Consider the following 19,188-nt stretch of genomic DNA (forward strand, 5'->3'; position numbering starts at 1 on the left):
AAATTGATATTTATTATTTAAGTATAAAGAGTTAACATTATAAACTCAATTTTTTAAGTAAAAGCTAGGGAGAATAGAATGGGATTATTAGTTGATGGTAAATGGGAAGATAAGTGGTATGACACATCTGCAACAGGTGGACGCTTTCAAAGAGATATTTCAAGATTCAGAAATTGGGTAACTGCTGATGGTAGTGCTGGTCCAAGTGGTGTAGGTGGTTTTAAAGCAGAACCTAACCGTTATCATTTATATGTTTCTTTAGCTTGTCCTTGGGCCCATCGCACATTAATTTATCGTAAATTAAAAGGCCTCGAAGATATGATTTCTGTTTCTGTGGTTAATCCTTATATGGCTAGCCATGGTTGGACTTTTGATGATGGTGAAGGTGTTGTTGCTGATCCAATTTTTAATGCAAAATATTTACACGAAATCTATACGGCCGCAAAATCAGATTATAGTGGACGTGTTACAGTTCCTGTTTTATGGGATAAGAAAACAAACACAATCGTGAGTAATGAATCATCTGAAATTATTCGTATGTTCAATTCTGCATTTGATGGTATCGGTGCAAATCCTGTTAATTTCTTACCTGCAGAATTAGTGAAAGAAGTTGATGAATTAAATGAATTTATCTATCCAAATATTAACAATGGGGTATATCGTTCAGGTTTTGCTACAACACAAGAAGCATACGAAGAAGCTGTAGTTCAGTTATTCAATGCATTAGATAAAATTGAAGAGCGTTTATCTACTCGCCGTTACTTAACAGGTAGCCAAATTACTGAAGCAGACTGGCGTTTATTTACAACCTTAGTACGTTTCGATCCTGTATATGTAGGACATTTCAAATGTAACATTAAACGTATTGTTGATTATCCAAATCTTTGGGGATATTTACGTGACTTATATCAAGTACCAGGTGTTGCTGATACTGTAAATATGGATCATATTAAGAAACACTATTATCAAAGTCACGATACGATCAACCCTACTGGTGTTGTACCAGTTGGTCCAGATATTGACTTTACTACATCACATGGTCGTGAAAAATTATCTGCATAATAATTAGTACGTTAATATACTAATTAGTACCAAAAAGCCCACAGATGTAACTTGCTGTGGGCTTATTTTTATGTTAGTTAGTTGAGTAATATAAGAATGAATTTAATAAGGAGCGAGTATGGGAATTGTAATTGATGGGAAATGGCACGATACAACGGTGAATCCAGCAATTGTAAATGGACGATATGAGAGAGCAACAACCCAATTTAGAAATTGGATCACTGCTGATGGTGAAGCAGGACCAATCGGTATAGGTGGATTTAAAGCTGAACCTAATCGTTATCATTTATATGTATCTTTAGCTTGTCCATGGGCGCATAGAACGTTGATATATCGTAAGCTCAAAGGGTTAGAAGATATGATTTCAGTTTCTGTCGTGAATCCTTTTATGGGCGAATATGGTTGGACTTTTGAAGATGATGAGGGGGTGATTCCTGATCCTATTTTGAATGTGAAATATATCCATCAAGTCTATATTGCCGCAAACGCAAATTATACAGGCAGAGCAAGCGTGCCAGTTTTATGGGATAAGAAGACCCATACGATCGTGAGCAACGAATCTTCAGAAATTATCCGAATGTTCAATTCTGCATTTGATGGTATTGGTGCAAATCCTGTTAATTTCTTACCCACTGAATTAGTTGCAGAAATTGATGAACTTAATGCCTATATTTACCCAAATATTAACAATGGGGTATATCGTTCGGGTTTTGCTACGATACAAGAAGGCTATGAAGAAGCGGTAACTGGCGTTTTTGAGGCATTAGATAAATTAGAAGAACGTTTATCGACTCGTCGTTATTTAACCGGCAATCAAATTACCGAAGCCGATTGGCGTTTATTTACCACCTTAGTTCGTTTTGATCCCGTTTATTTTGGGCATTTTAAATGTAACGTTAGACGCATTATTGATTATCCAAATCTTTGGGGATACCTGAGAGATTTATACCAAGTTCCAGGTATTGCGGAAACTGTTAATATGAAACATATAAAAGAACACTATTATCGAAGTCATAAGGCAGTAAATCCAACTGGTGTTGTGCCAATTGGACCAGATATTGATTTTACGACACCACATGGTCGAGAAAAACTTTCTGCATAATATAAGATAACTAAAAAGCCCATAGAGTTAATAATCTATGGGCTTTATTTTTATTAGTTATTACGCAATGCTTCAATGCGTTTTTCTAATGGTGGATGGCTCATAAAGAGTTCACTGCGTTTACCATTAATCATAAAGGCATTTAAAGATCCGGTCATTTCTTGTGGTTCGTGGATAGATTGTAAACGTTGTAATGCAGCTATCATTTTTTCTTTGCCTACTAAGCTTGCCGATCCTGCATCCGCTCTGAATTCACGATAGCGAGAGAACCACATTGCAATGATACTGGCTAAAACGCCAAATACGATTTCTAGCACCATTGATACCAGAAAATAAATTCCAGAACTGTGGCTTTCTGAACCATCATCATTACGAGAGTTAGAAACCGCACTTGCAATCATTCGAGATAAGAAAATCACAAAAGTATTTAGTACGCCTTGTAATAAGGTCATAGTTACCATATCGCCATTGGCAATATGTGAAACTTCGTGAGCAATTACGGCTTCGGCTTCATCTTGGGTCATTGTATTAAGTAATCCAGTGCTTACCGCAACAAGAGAGTTATTTTTGGTTGCTCCTGTTGCGAATGCATTCACATCGTGAGAATGATAGATCGCAACATCAGGCATAGGTATCCCTGCTTGTTGGGCTTGATGTTGTACTGTATTGACTAGCCATCTTTCCGCATTATTTGTTGGGTTAGTGATAACTTCAGCACCAACAGAACGCAATGCCATTGTTTTTGATAGAAATAAAGAAATTAACGATCCTGCAAAACCAAACAGCAATGCCATAATTAGAATGCCACCAGTACTGTTCCCCGCAATACCTGTAACGCTTAAAATTATGCCAAGTACAATCATCACTGCAAAGTTAGTGGCAAGAAAAAGTACGATTCGCATCATAATAGGTAGTTCTCCAGATAATAAATTTCATTAAAAGAATAAAGTAAGATACTGAAATAGTGGTACTTTATCAAAATTCAAGGGTAGGACTGTAATTATTCCCATAAGTTTAACTGCTGAATACGATTTTTCTCAGGAAGATGAATACTTAATCCAATAAGTCGTACTTTTCTTCCTTCTCTTCTTTGCCATATTTTATGCAATAATTGAATAAACCATTCAAATGAGAGCCCATCAGTCGATTGTTCTAATGTCGTTTGTGTGAAATCATCAAATTTTAATTTAATACCTAATTTCTTAAATTCGTGTAATGGCTTATCTTCATAATTACGTTGAATGCGATAAACCAGTTTATGAAATAAATCGCTAATGATTTTTTCTGCTTCGGCTAATGAATCAATATCTTTTAACAAGGTATTTTCAACGGCTAATGATTTTCTAATACGATTAGGTTCAACGGGTCTTGGGTCGATCCCATGACTTAAATCCCACAATCGTTGTCCAAATTTACCAAAATGAAAAACAAGGAATGGCAGATCACTTTTTTGAATATCGGCACAGGTTTTTAGTCCTAAATGGTTTAATTTTTCATTGGTAACTCGCCCAACACCGGGAATCTTTTTCAATGGTAAATTCAAAATAAATTGATCGACTTGTTCTGGAGCAATAATAAATTGCCCATTGGGTTTATTCTGATCTGAGGCGATTTTAGCAAGGAATTTGAGTGGAGCGATGCCTGCCGATGCAGTCAGTTTTAATTCTTCATAAATGGCTTGCCTAATCGCTTGTGCAATCCAAGTGGCAGATCCAGAATGTTGTTTGCAGTGAGTAACATCAAGATAGGCTTCATCTAATGAAATAGGCTCAATAATATCTGTATAACGTCTAAATATTTGATGAATTTGTTGTGAAACTTGTCGATATAGGGGCATATTAACAGGAAGTAAAATCAAATTAGGGCAACGCTTCATTGCCTGCGCACTGGACATTGCACTATGTAACCCAAATTTTCTGGCTTCATAATTGCAGGTAGTGAGGACACCTCGTCGCTCGGCACTTCCACCTACTGCAACGGCTTTTCCCTGTAATTGAGGATTTTCACGAATTTCAATTGCTGCATAGAAACAATCCATATCAACATGAATAATTTTTCGTAATAAACTCATCTGCAAAATTATGTAAGAATCTGACCGCTTGTTAATATAACAAAATGCTGTATATAAAACCAGTTTAATTGTTTTTATTTCCCGTTAGAATTCTTAAATAGGAGTGAGGAATAAATATGATTTATGGATTATTAATTGCGTTTGTACCGCTTTTTATTGGGTACCTATTTAAAGTTAGATCAAGTAGGATAATGAATATAGTAAATAAGCTGATGATGTATAGCCTTTACCTTATTCTACTGGCAATGGGAGTCGTGTTAGGACAATTAGACGATTTGGGCGAAATATTACCTAAAATTGGTGTCATTGCTTTAGGGTTAAGTGTTATCTTTCATTTATGTAACATTGGTAGCTTAATCATTTTTGATAAATTCTATCCAATGAAAAGAGCCTCTTTTTCTGCACAAGTCATCTCTTCTCGATGGCAACAAATAGGGGAATCTCTTTTATTATTAGGGATGGTATTAATTGGCGGAGTGATTGGCTTTTTATCCAAAACTTTTATTACATTCCCATCTAATATGAGTACCTATGCACTGGTTGTGATGATTTTTTGTGTTGGGGTGCAATTGAGAAATAGTGGCATTCCTCTACGAGAAGTCTTTTTCAATAAGAGAGGGTTATTTACTTCAGTCATTTTTATGCTGAGTGGATTATTTGGCGGGGTTATTGCGGCTTATATATTGAATCTACCTATGGCTCACGCTCTTGCATTAGCTTCAGGCTTTGGTTGGTATTCACTCTCTAGCGTATTGCTTAATGATGCTTGGGGACCTTTTTACGGCAGTATTGCTTTTTTTAATGATTTATCTCGGGAAATTTTTTGCTTATTTAGCATCCCTTTCTTTATGCGATTATTTCCATCTACGGCGGTTGGTTTAGGCGGCGCAACATCATTAGATTGTATGTTGCCAGTTATTCAGAAATCAGGCGGAATGCAAGTTGTTCCTTTGGCGATTAGCTTTGGATTTATTGTTAATTTAGTCGCTCCATTATTGCTAGCTTTTTTTATTGGGTTGGCTTAAAAAGAAAAACCTGAATCACTTTCGTCATTCAGGTTTTTTTACTATTGATAGATGTCTTTTCCATCTCGTTGAGTTTTTAATAACCGAAGGATCCAAACATATTGTTCAGGATTTTTCTCTACAAAATACTCAATGACACGATTCATTTCTCGAGCAGACTGCTCTAACGTACCATCAAATTCAATTTGTGGTAGCATCTCAATTTGATATACACCTTTTTCAGCATTATAAATTGGGAACATCGGGATCACGACTGAATTTGTGATCTTTGCCATTTTATCTAATCCCGGTAATGTTGCTTTTTCTGTCGCAAAAAAAGGAGAATAGATACTTAATTCCTCACCATAATCTTCATCAGGCAAGAAATAACCCATATTCCCTTTACGCACATCAATTAAAAATGGCTTAATTCCATTTTGACGGGTATGCATTTTCCCACCAAATCGTTCTCTCGTTGTATTCCACAACCAATCAACTAAGCGATTAGCATGAGGGTTATACATAGAAACCATCGGAATATTATAGGTATGTAATACAATACCAGAAGCATCAATAGACCAAGTATGAGGCACGAGTAATATTATATTTTTACCCTTTTCTCTTGCTTCTCTCAATAAATTGAGATCTGAAAATTCACTGCGTTTCTGAATATGCTTTACAGAACGTAACGCAATCTCGCCAATCCCCAACATTGTTTGAGAAACGGTGATGAACATATTTTCAATCACTTCTTCACGTTTTTCTTGAGACCAGTCTGGAAAGCAATAGCGTAAATTGATATCTGAACGGCGATACTGTTTTTTATTTTTTGCTTTCATATACTTGGTAACAAGTTTGCCAATTCCTACACCAAGTTTATCTCGTAAACGAAAGGGAACATAAGCAAGAATAGCTAATATTAAAACACCAATCCATACACCCCAATATTTAGGGTATAAAAATTCTTTAGAAAAGTGATGTCGGTAATTCACTTGTTGGGTAAATCTGTCGTCAGTCATAATTTTTTCTTCTTTCGATAGTCAATGCCATTTTTTATTGCTAAAACAAATCCTAGTCCAATAAAAGCGCCAGGAGGTAAAATAGCAAAGAGTAGTCCGGAATCTAAATGTAATAGGTCAATTCGCCAAGATTTTGCCCATTCTCCAAATAATAAATCTAATCCATCAAATAATGTACCATTACCAAGGATTTCACGCAATGCTCCAAGTATGACTAGGCTGAATAGCATACCCAAACCGGTAGCAAATCCATCAAACGCCGAATGTAATACGCTATTTCTGGAAGCAAAGGCTTCGGATCTTCCAATCACGATACAGTTTGTCACAATTAAGGGGATGAAAATACCTAAAGACTGATAAACAGAATAAGCAAAAGCATTCATCAATAATTGGATCGCCGTTACAGCGGTAGCAATAATCATCACATAAATTGGAATCCGAATATCGTGAGGGATAACTTTACGAAATGAAGATACCACTGTATTTGTTGTGATCAGGACAAACAAGGTTGCTATACCTAAGCCTAATGCATTAGTGACATTATTCGATACAGCAAGTAATGGACACAATCCTAACAATTGGACTAATGCACCATTGTTTGACCAGACTCCTTGTGTAAATAGTGTTTTCCAAATAGAAGGTTCCACTATTTTTACTGGTTCTATTTCAATTTGTTTAATTGGAATTTGATTTTCTTTTGTCATTTCTTACCCACAATTAACAAAACTGTTGATTATTTCAGGATGTTGTTTAAGTTCGGTGACTGTCCACTTTGCACTTTGACGAACATTATTGACAACGGCTCGTGGTGTAATGGTTGCGCCTGTAAATTGGTCAAATTGCCCACCGTCTTTCTTCACTTTCCAACTTGATTCAGTTTCTTCGTTGAATAGTATACCAGTAAATTGGGTTACCCAGTCTGAAATACGTATTTCAATTTTATCGCCCAGGCCTGGCGTTTCTTGATGCTCAAGAGTTCGAACCCCCAATATTGTACCTACTGGCGTAATACCAATAAGCAATACAATATTGCCTGAATAACCATCAGGCGCGGTCGCTTGAATTGCGTAAGCGGTAAGATTATCGGCTTTTTTTGCAATATAAATTTTATTTAAAAAAGGCGCTTCTGGTAGATCAATAATTTTGCACGTTGCTAAAAAATCATTATCAAAATGTGCTTGAGGAACCACTTCTAACAATAAGGATCGTTGTTGTTTTTCTACCACATCATTGATCGTTCCTCTTGTTAATAAATACACGCCCACTAAAATTGCAGTACAAATTAAAGCGATTGCACCTAAAATCAAAGCATAGCGAGTGGTAATGACGGATGCTTTCATTAACGTTTTCCTCCTCTTGTGCCATATAATCGAGGTTGCGTATAGTGATCAATAAGGGGAACACAAATATTCGCCAACAACACGGCAAAAGCAACACCATCAGGATAATTACCGTAATAACGAATCAAATAAACGAGCAAACCAACTAATGCACCAAAAATTAATTTTCCTCTTGGTGTAATTGAGGCAGAAACAGGATCCGTTGCAATAAAAAATGCCCCAAACATCATCGCCCCACTGAATAATTGTAATGGCATATTCCAAGTTTCAGTTTGAGAAAATAAATCTGTCGCCACACTAAACAGAGCAAAGCAGGCTAGCATTGAAACAGGTATTTGCCAATGAATGATACGTTTATAAGTGAGGAATAAACCTCCGCAAAGAAAAGCGATATTGACTTGTACCCAACCGCCCCAAAAAATATTATCCAAGAGTGTATTAAACACAGTCGTAATACTTTCGGGTGTTTGTCCTGTTAAAGTCAGGGTGGTTTTCGTGCCGTCCAATACGGTAGCTTGAGAAATACCATCTACACTTTGAATTAATTGATGAATGGTAAAGCCATCGGTTGTTACGCTTGAAAAAATCAGAGAGAAACTGTCCGCTAATGTTGGCGGTTCACTGAGTAATTCCACAGGTGGCAGCCAAGCTGTCATTTGCACAGGGTATGAAACAAGTAACAACGCATAGCCCACCATAGCAGGATTAAATATATTTTGTCCTAACCCGCCATAAACGTGTTTCGCTAGAATTAACCCGACAATTAGCCCAATAATAATTAACCAATAGGGCGAGTACGGGGGAATTGCCATCGCTAAAATTACCGCAGATAAAATGCCAGACATATCAGCTAAGTAAAACGTCATCGGCTTTTTACGGAGTTTTGCCACCAGTAGCTCGATCACAATTGTAAAAACAACTGCAATGCCTATCTGAATAAGTACACCATAGCCAAAGAAGTACCATTGCACAACAAGTGCAGGTAACATAGCAACAATAACCCACCACATAATTTTGGCAGTTAAATTGCTAGAATGGGTATGGGGTGAACTGATCATTCTAAACATTAGCTTAATCCCTTATGATTTTCATCATTATCTTTATTTTGTAATTGTGCTGCTTTCTTTGCCTTAGCCCGAGCAATAGCAGCAGCCACAGCCGCTTTTCTTGGATCTTCAGGCTCTGGATTTACATTATTTTGTTCAGAACCGACCGCTTGTTCTTGAGTGTTTTGCTGACTTTGTTGTGCTGCTTTTTTAGCTTTAGCTTTAGCTCGAGCGATAGCCGCAGCTACAGCGGCTTTTCTTGGATCTTCGGGTTCTGAATTTGTATTATTTTGCTCAGAACTGACTGCTTGTTCTTGAGTGTGTTGCTGACTTTGCTGTGCAGCTTTTTTAGCTTTAGCACGGGCAATAGCGGCAGCTACAGCGGCTTTTCTTGGATCTTCGGGTTCAGAATTTGCATTATTTTGTGCAGAACTGACCGCTTGTGTATTTGTTTGTCCTGCTTGTTGGGTTTCTTTCTTGGCTTTAGCCCGAGCAATAGCAGCTGCTACAGCGGCTTTTCTTGGATCTTCGGGTTCTGAATTTGCATGATTTTGCTCAGAACTGACCGCTTGTGCATTTGTTTGTTCTATTTGTTGCGTTGTTGCTTTTTTCGCTTTAGCCCGAGCAATAGCAGCAGCTACAGCAGCTTTTCTCGGATCTTCGGGGGCAGAATTTGCATGATTTTGCTCAGAACCGACCGCTTGTGTATTTGTTTGTCCAGCTTGCTGAGCTTCTTTTTTCGCTTTAGCTCGAGCGAGAGCCGCAGCTACAGCGGCTTTTCTTGGATCTTCGGGTGCAGAATTTGCATTATTTTGTGCAGAACCGACCACTTGTGCATTTGTTTGTTCTGTTTGTTGATCGGCTTGTTTAGCTAGTCGTCTAGCACGACGTTGTGCCATTAACTCACTGTTATCTGGTGTTCCATCTGCTTTGATATCTGTTGGTTTCACTGCATTTTCAGCTTTTTTCGCTTTAAGACGAGCCATTGCCGCTTTTACAGGATCTTCGCCTGCTGAACTTGATACTTCTTCACGGCGTTTTTCAGCGGCTTGTTGAATACGGGCTGCTCGAGCTTCTTTCTCTTTATTTAAGCGAGCTTCCCTTGCTTCAAAGCGAATTTTAGCTTCTTCGGCTTTACGTGCTTTTTCATCTATTTCTGCAATTTTTGCTTTTTCTTGGCGGAAATATTGCACAAGCGGAATGTAACTTGGGCAGACATAAGCACAAATTCCACATTCGATACAGGCATCAAGATGATACTCTCTTGATTTATCGTGATCTTCCGATCTGGCGTACCAATAGAGTTGTTGGGGTAGCAAGCTAACAGGGCAAGCATCTGAACAGGCAGAACAACGAATACAACTTCTTTCTGGTTGTGGCGGCGCATATTCAAAATGATCTGGGGCGATAATACAGTTCGCTGTTTTGGTTACCGGCGCTTGTAATGAAGGGAGAATAAATCCCATCATTGGCCCCCCCAAGAAAACAGGAAAACGTTCATCGGGCTGATAATCCACTTGCTCTAATAAATGCAGAATCGGAGTACCAAGTCTTGCCCATACATTCCCTTTATTGCGAATTTTATCACCTGTGAGGGTTACAACACGCTCAATTAATGGCTCATCATCCATAATGGCACGTTTTACCGCAAATGCTGTTCCCACATTTTGCATCACAATGCCAAGCTCAATGGTGCGTTTACCTTGTGGAATTTCTAATCCAGTCAAAACTTGGACTAGCTGATCGCTTGCACCTGAAGGATATTTAGTAGGGATGACTCGTAATGAAATATCATTCGCCCCTTTTAATGCTTTTTTTATGGCTTTAATGGCATGGGGTTTATTATCCTCCACTGCCAGTACAACTTCTTCTGGACGAAGTATGTAACGTAGAATACGGATACCTTCGATCATTTCGTTGGTATAGTCTTGCATTAACCGATCATCACAAGTGATATAGGGCTCACATTCTGCCCCATTCATAATCAAGACCTTACAACGATTTTCAGCAAATTGTAATTTGCTAGAAGTGGGGAATACTGCTCCACCAAGTCCTGCGATTCCTGCTCGATAAATTTTTTCAATAATTTCTTCAGCACTGAGTGAAAGAAAATCATCAATAGGGTGGCGTTCGATCCACTGATCTTCACCATCAGTTTCAATGACAATGGTTTGTTCTGCCATGCCTGATGGGTGACAAGAAACGTAAGGCTGAATAGCAACCACTTTACCTGACGTTGGGCTATGCACGGGTAATTGACGATAATTATCGCCTTGGGTAAGCGGTTGCCCTTTAAGTACTTGATCGCCAATTTGAACGATAATATTACCTGCGCTTCCTGAGTGTTGCACTACTGGCACATAGAAATGTTTAGGTAAGTGTAAGGTTCGAATCGGTTTTTGATTCGATTGTTTTTTCATTTCTGGTGGATGGACACCACCAGGAAATTCCCATAACTTGCCTTCTCGGATACGACTTAATACATTATTTTGTAGCATTGCTGTCGTCTCCTACTACCATTTTAGGCTGAATTTCAGTGGTATTTAAAATGGGAATAACTAAACTTTGATCAAATTTCCAATTCCAGTTTTTAATCGTCGGTTTTTGAGAAATCATTTCAATACAATCGGTTGGACAAGGAGCTACACATAATTCACAGCCCGTACATAAATCAGCAACGACGGTATGCATTGCTTTATTTGTACCAATAATGGCATCAACAGGGCAGGCTTGGATACATTTGGTGCAACCAATACACATATCCTCATGAATTAAGGCAACTTTGACTTCGGGAGTTTCAGCGTCCATATCAGGTGCATCAACACCCATTAAATCAGCGAGTTTGACTACGAGCGGTTGTCCGCCAGGTACGCACTTAGTAATATCATCTCCATTCGCAACGGCTTCGGCATAAGGCTTACAGCCGGGATAGCCACATTGCCCACATTGACTTTGCGGTAAGAGTGCATCAATTTGTTCAACAATCGGGTCGGCTTCCACTTTTAACTTAAGTGATGAATAGCCTAAAATCGCCCCAAAAATAAGCGCGATAATAGCCACGATGATGATAACGTAAAAAATAATAGGTTGATCTAACATTAAATTCTGACTAAACCAGTAAAGCCCATAAAGGCTAAAGACATTAAACCTGCGGTAATCAAGGCGATAGATGCACCTTGAAATATTTGAGGCACATCGGCTGCCGCTAAACGCTCACGTAGCGCAGAGAACAGTATTAAAACAAGAGAAAATCCAGCTGCTGCACCAAATCCATATAATACAGATTGAATAAGATTATTGGCTAAGTTGACATTCAATAACGCCACACCAAGCACGGCACAGTTTGTTGTAATTAAGGGTAAATAAATACCTAATAGACGATAAAGTGTTGGGCTTGTTTTATGGACGATCATTTCAGTAAGCTGAACAATCACTGCAATGACTAAGATAAAAACAAGTGTACGTAGAAAAGACACATTTAATGGACCAAGAATATAATTTTCAATCAGGTACGCCGAAAGCGAGGCAACCGTTAATACGAAGGTTGTTGCCATTCCCATACCGATCGCTGTTTCTACTTTTTTGGACACGCCCATAAATGGACAAATTCCAAGAAACTTTACCAGTACAAAGTTATTGATTAACGCCGTACTGATAACTAATAAAATATATTCAATCATGTCTCATCTAACTATTCACAAAATGTTGGACATTATCCGTTTTTTCGGGCTAATGAACAACCATATTTAGCCATATCGTTCATTAACTCATCTTTTTTTACAAAAAAATTGAGAAATTATTATATAAATAAAAATGCTTCTCATTGACATTAACAGTGTATCACTCTAGAATTCTCACACTTATTTTGCCTATCATACTGATAGATAATTTTTAATTAACTCTTCAATTTTAGGAGCTTACATGAAAAAAGCACTTTCTACCCTTGCAATAGCAACATCTGCGATCTTAGCAAATTCTTCTGCATTTGCAGCTAATGAGGTCAATGTTTATTCATACCGCCAGCCATACCTAATTGAGCCAATGCTCAAAGATTTTGAAAAAGAAACTGGTGTTAAAGTAAATGTTATCTTTGCAGATAAAGGATTATTTGAACGTGTTAAGAAAGAAGGAGAATTAAGCCCTGCTGATGTTCTTTTAACAGTAGATATCCAACGCGTCAAAGAACTCGTGGATGCAGGTTTAGCACAGAAGGTTGATTCTAAAATTTTAGAGAAAAATATTCCAGCTCAATTCCGTGATTCAAATGACGAATGGTTTGCTTTAACTAAACGTGCTCGTGTTATCTACACATCTAAAGATCGTGTCGGTAAATTACCAGCAGGTTTTGATTATTTAGATTTAGCAAAACCTGAATATAAAGGTAAAGTATGTGTACGCTCAGGTAAAAACTCGTATAACATCTCATTATTTGCTGCAATGATTGAACACTACGGTGAAGAAAAAACAAGAGAATTTCTTAAAGGTTTGAAAGCAAATTTAGCACAAAAACCACAAGGTGGCGACCGTGATCAGGTTAAAGCAATTAAAGATGGTATTTGTGACTATGCATTAGGTAATAGCTATTATTACGGTAAAATGTTAGATGATGAAAAACAAAAATCATGGGCTGAAGCGGCTGTAATCAATTTCCCTGATGGTCAATTTGGTACTCACTTCAACATTAGTGGCGTTGCTATCGCTAAATATGCACCAAATAAAGCAAATGCTATCAAGTTAGTTGAATATTTAAGTAATGATAGAGCACAAGCTCTTTATGCTGAATTAAATCATGAGTATCCAGTAAAACCAGGCATTGATCCATCAAAATTAGTTAAAAGTTGGGGAGAATATACTGTTGATGCAATAAAACTTGAAGATATAGCAAAACATTCCTCAGAAGCATTAAAACTTGTTGATGAAGTAAAATTTGATGAGTTTTAAAGATTATTATTGAGGTAGATATGTGATAAATACGATCGTATTTATCGCATAATATTACATAGTGGACGCTCTGTGGCGTCCTATTCTGTTTATAATGATAGTTTCTGAATTAATGAAAAATCAATATCTTTCTTGGCAAACATTTGCTTGTATTACCACATCTTTAGTTTTGCTTCCATTACTGGCTGTGATCTACCATGCTTTTGATGGTAACCTCCAAAACTTGGCTCATTTTTGGAATACTACATTAAGTACTTATGTTCTTCATTCAAGTTTATTGGTTTTAGGTACTGTTTTTTTAGCTCTATTTTTTGCATTACCTTCTGCTTGGATTGTTGCAAATTATCAGTTTTGGGGACAAAAGACATTACAGTGGTTATTATGCCTCCCTCTTGCAATGCCAGCCTACCTTATTGCTTATTTATATACTGACTTATTAGATTATTCGGGCTCGTTGCAACAGCTTTTACGTGCTATTTTTGGTTGGGAAATGCCTCAGGATTACTGGTTTCCTCAAATTCGAACTTTATACGGGGCTTGTTTTGTCTTGGCGCTTGTTTTGTATCCCTATATTTTTCTTTTAGCTCGTGTTGCTTTGTTAGAACAATCAGAAAATCTAGTGCAAAGTGCTAAATTATTAGGAGCAAGTTCGACACAAATTTTTCGTCGAGTTACTTTTCCCCTTATTCGTCCAGCAATAGCTATAGGAATTGCTCTTGTTGCAATGGAAACATTAGGGGATTTTGGTACAGTCTCTTATTTTGCAGTTACGACACTCACGACAGCCATTTATGATTCTTGGCTAGGTTTTCAAGATTTAGGTACCGCTAGTCAGATTTCTGTATTTATGTTGCTATTTATTTTTTTCTTTATCTTATTAGAACAATATAGCCGTCGTAAGCAGAAACATTATCAAAGAGGATATGAAAAGAAAAAATCCTTTAAGAAACTTGTGGGTTGGAAATTAGGATTAGCTTACTTTTGGTGTGGTAGTTTATTGTCATTGGCTTTCTTTATTCCCTTGGGACGACTATTATATTGGTCTTATGACTATTTTGAACAATCTTGGAATTTAGATTTTGTTGAATTTGCAGTTAATAGTTTAAAAGTGTCGATTATTGCTTCTCTTGTAACCATTGCTTTAGCATTAATTTTACACTTCGCATATAGATTATCGAAAAATAATAAACTTTGGCAATCGATTACAAAATTATCATTACAATTTTCATCACTAGGATACGCTATTCCTGGAACAGTATTAGCCATAGGATTGCTTTCACCACTTTCATTTGCAGATCATAGTCTACACTCAATCTTAAAATATTTTGAATTACCTACCGTTGGGTTAATTTTTTCTGGTTCATTGTTTGCGTTAGTCTTGGCGTACACTATTCGCTTTTTAGCCATGGCAATTGGAAGCCTTGAGAGTTCACTTAACCGAGTTTCTCCTTCATTAGATATGGCAAGTCAAACAATGGGAAAAAATGGATTTTCGATGTTTAGAAAAATCCATTTGCCATTAATATCTAAAGGTATCATCACCGCAGGACTAATGGTATTTATTGAAAGTATGAAAGAACTCAATGCCTCATTATTACTACGCCCATTTAATTTTGATACGCTTGCCACGCACGTGTTTACCTTTACCTCTGATGAGCAATTAGAACGAGCAGCACTTCCTGCTATTGTATTAGTCTTAGTGGGATTAATTCCCGTTATTTGGCTTACTCGCTCATTAATTTCCCAATCTGAAAAAGAACGTTAATAAAATGAAAGTACTTGAAATTGAAAAATTAAGTTATCAATTTGATAAAACAGTCGTCTTACAATCTCTTGATTTAGAAGTCAGTGAGAATGAAATTGTCTGTTTACTTGGGGCGAGTGGGTGTGGAAAAACAACCTTATTAAAAGCTATTGCGGGTTTATTACCTGTTGAACAAGGCAAAATTGAATTATCAGGACAAGATCTTCGCACTAAAGCGGTAGAAGAGAGAAAAATAGGTTTAATCTTTCAAGATTATGCTCTTTTCCCACATTTAACTGTTTGGGACAATATTCAGTTTGGCTTGTCGAATTTATCTAAATCAGATAAACAAACGATCACAAAGCAAATGTTGGCGGTAGTCCAATTACAAGAATTCGAGCAACGTTATCCTCACGAATTATCAGGTGGACAGCAACAACGTGTAGCGATTGCTAGAGCATTAGCTTGTAAGCCACAATTGCTTTTATTAGATGAACCTTTTTCGAATATTGATAGCCAAACTCGCTATGAAATGATTCAAGAAATTAAGACCATTTTGAAAAGCCAAAATGTACCAGCAATTTTTGTTACACATAGTAAAGAAGAAGCCTTTGCTTTTGCTGATAAAGTTGCGGTGATGGATCAGGGTAAAATTATTCAATTTGGTACATCAATGGAATTATATTATTCTCCAGTCAATCGGTTTGTTGCTGATTTTCTAGGAGGAACGAATTATGTTACGTGTAATGTTGATGAAAATCAGTGTATTCATAGTCTAATTGGCAACTATCATTTCCCAGAAATGCGATATGCAAAAGGTAGTTATCAGTGGCTATTACGACCAGAGCAAATTTTACTTACAGAAAATGAGTTAAATGGGCAAGGTATTATTATAGAGAAATTATTTTTAGGGCAGTTTTTCCGATACAAAATTGCAATCAATGATACTGAACTGACCGCTTACCAAACACTAGACTACAAAATTGGGAGTAAAGTTGCTGTGAGCTTTAACATTAGCCGGCCAGTGTTATTTGCACAATAAATATCAATAAAAAAGTTGCTAAAGATTGATCATCAATAGCAACTTTTATTTAATAACTTATTGAATATAGAAGTTATTCTTCTTCACTATGAACTTCTTCTGAGTCTTCATCATCAATATCACAGATGCGTTCTAAACTTACTACGTTTTCATCTTCAGCGGTTCGAATAATTCTCACACCTTGGGTATTTCTACCTACAAGACTTACTTCATTCACACGAGTACGTACTAAAGTCCCTGCATCTGTAATCAACATAATTTGGTCAGTTTCTTCCACTTGTACCGCAGCGACAACCTTACCATTACGTTCATTCACTTTAATGGATACCACACCTTTTGTATTACGTGATTTTGTCGGATACTCCGTAAGTAAAGTACGTTTACCATAACCATTTTGAGTCACAGTTAAGATATCGCCTTCGTTATGTGGAATAACAAGCGAAACGACTTTATCGGTATTTAAATCCACACTTGAATCCGTATTTTCATCATCTTCAGTCGATTCAATCTCTGCTTCCTCAACTTCTTCTAAGACATCGGTTAAGGCTAATTTCATACCTCGAACACCTGTCGCAATTCGTCCCATTCCACGTACACCACTTTCATTGAAACGAACTACACGACCTTGTGCTGAGAACAGCATAATTTCACATTCGCCATTGGTAATATCGACTCCGATTAATTCATCACCTTCGCGAAGTTTTAATGCGATCAGACCGCTTGATCGAATATTGCTGAATGCATCTAAAGATACTTTCTTAACGATACCACTCGCTGTTGCCATAAAGATAAACTTATCGGCACTAAATTCACCATTTGGAATTGGGAGAATAGCCGTAATTCGTTCATTTTCCTCTTTAACTAATGGCAGAATATTAACAATTGGTGTACCTCTTGCACCACGACTCGCTTGTGGTAATTGGAATACTTTTAATTGATATAAGCGACCTCGGCTAGAGAAACACAGAATCGTATCGTGCGTGTTAGCAACTAAAAGACGTTCGATAAAATCATCTTCCTTCATTTTTGTTGCAGATTTACCTTTACCACCACGACGTTGTGCTTCGTAGTCTGAAAGTGGTTGATACTTAACATAACCCGCGTGAGATAATGTTACCACTACATCTTCTTGAGCAATAAGATCTTCTAAATTGATATCGCCCGATGCGGCTGTGATTTCTGTGCGACGTTCATCGCCAAATTCACTTTTAACTTTTTCTAGCTCTTCGCGAATTACTTCCATTAAGCGTTCTGGGCTATTGAGAATATGCAATAATTCACCGATAGTATCGAGAAGTTCTTTGTATTCATCGAGAATTTTTTCGTGTTCTAAACCTGTTAAGCGGTGTAAACGAAGTTCTAGAATCGCTTTTGCTTGCGCTTCTGATAAATAATATTGTCCATCACGTACGCCAAATTCTTCCTCAAGTTCATCTGGTCTTGCTGCATCAACACCTGCTGCTTCTAGCATAGCTGCAACATTGCCTAAACTCCAAGGACGAGCAAGTAAGCCTTCTCTTGCTTCTTCTGCGGTTTTAGATTTGCGGATTAATTCGATTACAGGATCAATATTGGCTAAAGCAATCGCTAACCCTTCTAAAATATGGGCTCTATCACGGGCTTTACGTAATTCAAAAATAGTACGACGTGTAACCACTTCACGACGGTGTAATACGAAAGCTTCGATAATTTGTTTTAGGTTTAAAACCTTTGGTTGACCATGATCTAATGCGACCATATTGATACCAAAAGTAACTTGCATTTGAGTGAGCGCATAGAGGTTATTTAAAACCACTTCGCCTACAGCATCACGTTTAATTTCAATCACAATACGTAATCCATCTTTATCAGATTCATCACGTAATTCACTGATCCCTTCGACTTTTTTATCTTTAACTAATTCGGCAATTTTTTCGATCAGTTTGGCTTTATTCACTTGATATGGAATTTCGGTCACGATAATTTGCTCACGACCTTTAGCGGTAGTTTCTACGCTCGCTTTTGCACGCACATAGATTTTGCCTCGCCCCGTACGATATGCTTCTTCAATTCCTTTACGACCATTAATGATTGCAGCCGTTGGGAAATCAGGTCCCGGAATATGTTGCATTAACTCTTCCAAAGTAATCTGATCATTTTCAATGTAGGCCAAACAACCATTTAATACTTCGTTTAAATTATGTGGTGGAATGTTTGTTGCCATCCCTACTGCAATGCCTGATGAACCATTTACTAATAAAGCAGGGATTTTGGTTGGTAATACATCAGGAATCATCTCTTTGCCATCATAGTTTGGCGAAAAATCGACAGTTTCTTTATCTAAATCTGTCAATAATTCCTGTGTAATTTTTTGCATACGGACTTCGGTATAACGCATTGCCGCAGGTGCATCGCCATCAATTGAACCAAAGTTACCTTGCCCATCGACCAACATATAACGTAATGAGAATGGTTGTGCCATACGCACGATAGTATCGTAAACAGCAGAATCTCCGTGCGGGTGGTATTTACCGATTACGTCACCGACAACACGTGCTGATTTTACATAAGGTTTACTGGCGGTATTACCACTCTGATCCATAGAGAATAGTACTCGACGATGAACAGGTTTTAAACCGTCACGAACATCCGGCAATGCACGCCCCACAATTACTGACATTGCATAATCGAGATAAGATGTTTTGAGTTCTTCTTCAATACTGATGGGGGTAATATCTTTGGCTAATTCGCTCATTGAAATTTCCTAATCATGTTACAAAAAATGTCCTGATAAATTAGGACGAAAATTGTTTTTTAGTATAGCATAAAAGCTGTTAT

At 37.4% G+C, this 19,188-nt stretch carries 16 protein-coding genes; 6 read left to right on the forward strand and 10 right to left on the reverse strand.

The window, feature by feature from the left end; all coding sequences use genetic code 11:
• The first annotated feature begins 78 nt into the window (after positions 1 to 78).
• Together A6A10_RS02410 and A6A10_RS02415 are read left to right on the forward strand one after the other, a co-directional pair.
• Entirely contained in the window at positions 79 to 1,062 is a 984-nt protein-coding gene (locus A6A10_RS02410) for a glutathione S-transferase family protein (RefSeq protein ID WP_121123478.1), read from the forward strand.
• Positions 1,063 to 1,180: 118 nt separating this feature from the next.
• Complete coding sequence (locus A6A10_RS02415) at positions 1,181 to 2,164, forward strand: glutathione S-transferase family protein (protein WP_121123480.1); 984 nt, start codon at positions 1,181 to 1,183, stop codon at positions 2,162 to 2,164.
• A gap of 53 nt (positions 2,165 to 2,217) precedes the next feature.
• On the opposite strand, the gene htpX is transcribed toward A6A10_RS02415, so the two are convergent.
• Together htpX and dinB are read right to left on the reverse strand one after the other, a co-directional pair.
• Positions 2,218 to 3,072 (reverse strand): protease HtpX, encoded by an 855-nt coding sequence (gene htpX, locus A6A10_RS02420; RefSeq protein ID WP_195759406.1) that lies wholly within the window; start codon positions 3,070 to 3,072, stop codon positions 2,218 to 2,220.
• 92 nt (positions 3,073 to 3,164) lie between these two features.
• Positions 3,165 to 4,235: a DNA polymerase IV gene (gene dinB, locus A6A10_RS02425; RefSeq protein ID WP_121123484.1), complete on the reverse strand. Its 1,071-nt coding sequence runs from the start codon at positions 4,233 to 4,235 to the stop codon at positions 3,165 to 3,167.
• A 116-nt stretch (positions 4,236 to 4,351) separates the two neighbouring features.
• Between dinB and A6A10_RS02430 the strand changes: the two genes are divergently transcribed.
• Entirely contained in the window at positions 4,352 to 5,260 is a 909-nt protein-coding gene (locus A6A10_RS02430) for a LysO family transporter (RefSeq protein ID WP_121123486.1), read from the forward strand.
• 41 nt (positions 5,261 to 5,301) lie between these two features.
• Here A6A10_RS02430 and lpxM read toward each other — a convergent pair whose 3' ends face one another.
• From lpxM to rsxA, 7 genes are read right to left on the reverse strand one after another with little or no spacing between them, the layout of a single operon-like run.
• Positions 5,302 to 6,258: a lauroyl-Kdo(2)-lipid IV(A) myristoyltransferase gene (gene lpxM, locus A6A10_RS02435; RefSeq protein WP_121123488.1), complete on the reverse strand. Its 957-nt coding sequence runs from the start codon at positions 6,256 to 6,258 to the stop codon at positions 5,302 to 5,304.
• On the reverse strand, positions 6,255 to 6,962 hold the full coding sequence (locus A6A10_RS02440) for an electron transport complex subunit E (protein ID WP_121123490.1): 708 nt from the start codon (positions 6,960 to 6,962) through the stop codon (positions 6,255 to 6,257). Before A6A10_RS02440 ends, lpxM begins: the two co-directional genes overlap by 4 nt.
• 3 nt (positions 6,963 to 6,965) lie before the next feature.
• Positions 6,966 to 7,598: an electron transport complex subunit RsxG gene (gene rsxG, locus A6A10_RS02445; RefSeq protein ID WP_121123492.1), complete on the reverse strand. Its 633-nt coding sequence runs from the start codon at positions 7,596 to 7,598 to the stop codon at positions 6,966 to 6,968.
• Positions 7,598 to 8,665 carry an electron transport complex subunit RsxD gene (gene rsxD, locus A6A10_RS02450; RefSeq protein ID WP_121123494.1) on the reverse strand — a complete coding sequence of 356 codons (1,068 nt, stop codon included), beginning with the start codon at positions 8,663 to 8,665 and terminating at the stop codon, positions 7,598 to 7,600. The genes rsxG and rsxD overlap by 1 nt, the downstream gene beginning before the upstream one ends.
• On the reverse strand, positions 8,665 to 11,142 hold the full coding sequence (rsxC, locus tag A6A10_RS02455; RefSeq protein ID WP_121123496.1) for an electron transport complex subunit RsxC: 2,478 nt from the start codon (positions 11,140 to 11,142) through the stop codon (positions 8,665 to 8,667). The genes rsxD and rsxC overlap by 1 nt, the downstream gene beginning before the upstream one ends.
• Entirely contained in the window at positions 11,129 to 11,743 is a 615-nt protein-coding gene (gene rsxB, locus A6A10_RS02460; RefSeq protein ID WP_121123498.1) for an electron transport complex subunit RsxB, read from the reverse strand. Before rsxB ends, rsxC begins: the two co-directional genes overlap by 14 nt.
• Positions 11,743 to 12,324, reverse strand: a complete 582-nt coding sequence (gene rsxA, locus A6A10_RS02465; protein WP_121123500.1) for an electron transport complex subunit RsxA — start codon at positions 12,322 to 12,324, stop codon at positions 11,743 to 11,745. The genes rsxB and rsxA overlap by 1 nt, the downstream gene beginning before the upstream one ends.
• 241 nt (positions 12,325 to 12,565) lie before the next feature.
• Between rsxA and A6A10_RS02470 the strand changes: the two genes are divergently transcribed.
• From A6A10_RS02470 to A6A10_RS02480, 3 genes are all read left to right on the forward strand, one after another.
• Complete coding sequence (locus tag A6A10_RS02470; protein WP_121123502.1) at positions 12,566 to 13,585, forward strand: Fe(3+) ABC transporter substrate-binding protein; 1,020 nt, start codon at positions 12,566 to 12,568, stop codon at positions 13,583 to 13,585.
• A gap of 112 nt (positions 13,586 to 13,697) precedes the next feature.
• Positions 13,698 to 15,350 (forward strand): ABC transporter permease, encoded by a 1,653-nt coding sequence (locus A6A10_RS02475; RefSeq protein ID WP_121123577.1) that lies wholly within the window; start codon positions 13,698 to 13,700, stop codon positions 15,348 to 15,350.
• A 4-nt stretch (positions 15,351 to 15,354) separates the two neighbouring features.
• Positions 15,355 to 16,371 (forward strand): ABC transporter ATP-binding protein, encoded by a 1,017-nt coding sequence (locus A6A10_RS02480; RefSeq protein ID WP_121123504.1) that lies wholly within the window; start codon positions 15,355 to 15,357, stop codon positions 16,369 to 16,371.
• Between the two features lie 73 nt (positions 16,372 to 16,444).
• Here A6A10_RS02480 and gyrA read toward each other — a convergent pair whose 3' ends face one another.
• Positions 16,445 to 19,105: a DNA topoisomerase (ATP-hydrolyzing) subunit A gene (gene gyrA, locus A6A10_RS02485; protein ID WP_121123507.1), complete on the reverse strand. Its 2,661-nt coding sequence runs from the start codon at positions 19,103 to 19,105 to the stop codon at positions 16,445 to 16,447.
• Positions 19,106 to 19,188 lie beyond the last annotated feature (83 nt).

The sequence above is a fragment of the Otariodibacter oris genome, from assembly GCF_009684715.1.
Taxonomy (GTDB): Bacteria; Pseudomonadota; Gammaproteobacteria; order Enterobacterales; family Pasteurellaceae; genus Otariodibacter; species Otariodibacter oris.

Coding starts and splice junctions, on each gene's coding strand:
- A6A10_RS02410 (WP_121123478.1), top strand. CDS start 79: ATGGGATTATTAGTTGATGGTAAATGGGAAGATAAGTGGTATGACACA.
- A6A10_RS02415 (WP_121123480.1), top strand. CDS start 1,181: ATGGGAATTGTAATTGATGGGAAATGGCACGATACAACGGTGAATCCA.
- dinB (WP_121123484.1), bottom strand. CDS start 4,235: ATGAGTTTATTACGAAAAATTATTCATGTTGATATGGATTGTTTCTAT.
- A6A10_RS02430 (WP_121123486.1), top strand. CDS start 4,352: ATGATTTATGGATTATTAATTGCGTTTGTACCGCTTTTTATTGGGTAC.
- lpxM (WP_121123488.1), bottom strand. CDS start 6,258: ATGACTGACGACAGATTTACCCAACAAGTGAATTACCGACATCACTTT.
- A6A10_RS02440 (WP_121123490.1), bottom strand. CDS start 6,962: ATGACAAAAGAAAATCAAATTCCAATTAAACAAATTGAAATAGAACCA.
- rsxG (WP_121123492.1), bottom strand. CDS start 7,598: ATGAAAGCATCCGTCATTACCACTCGCTATGCTTTGATTTTAGGTGCA.
- rsxD (WP_121123494.1), bottom strand. CDS start 8,665: ATGTTTAGAATGATCAGTTCACCCCATACCCATTCTAGCAATTTAACT.
- rsxC (WP_121123496.1), bottom strand. CDS start 11,142: ATGCTACAAAATAATGTATTAAGTCGTATCCGAGAAGGCAAGTTATGG.
- rsxB (WP_121123498.1), bottom strand. CDS start 11,743: ATGTTAGATCAACCTATTATTTTTTACGTTATCATCATCGTGGCTATT.
- rsxA (WP_121123500.1), bottom strand. CDS start 12,324: ATGATTGAATATATTTTATTAGTTATCAGTACGGCGTTAATCAATAAC.
- A6A10_RS02470 (WP_121123502.1), top strand. CDS start 12,566: ATGAAAAAAGCACTTTCTACCCTTGCAATAGCAACATCTGCGATCTTA.
- A6A10_RS02475 (WP_121123577.1), top strand. CDS start 13,698: ATGAAAAATCAATATCTTTCTTGGCAAACATTTGCTTGTATTACCACA.
- A6A10_RS02480 (WP_121123504.1), top strand. CDS start 15,355: ATGAAAGTACTTGAAATTGAAAAATTAAGTTATCAATTTGATAAAACA.
- gyrA (WP_121123507.1), bottom strand. CDS start 19,105: ATGAGCGAATTAGCCAAAGATATTACCCCCATCAGTATTGAAGAAGAA.